General features: G+C 55.9%; 1 protein-coding gene. It reads right to left on the bottom strand.

The features are described 5' to 3' along the window. Window positions 1-52: 52 nt before the first annotated feature. The coding region (locus AC1RPT_RS08130; protein WP_481763045.1) for a hypothetical protein at window positions 53-256 on the bottom strand (204 nt) is incomplete at its 5' end.

The raw sequence follows: 256 nt of genomic DNA on the forward strand, positions 1-256 counted from the left end.
TTGATGCTGGTGTCCGTCTCCGGCACCTTAAAAAAGACATAACGACCGTCCATTATTCCTCCAAGCCTGCGAGGCGCTGGGCCGCACCCAAAATCGTGGGCTGGAGGTAAGTACTCGGACTGCCTCCCTGACGATTCTGCCCGACGCCTATCTCTCCAGTGTTCTCACTAGGGTCCAGCTCTGGCAGTTCAGCCTGACTGTCCATAGCGTATTCATCAGAGGCCCGGCCGTTGTTTTCTTCCATTGAAGATGCGGC

The sequence above is a fragment of the Dellaglioa sp. CoH-56-MRSF-11 genome, from assembly GCF_056782135.1.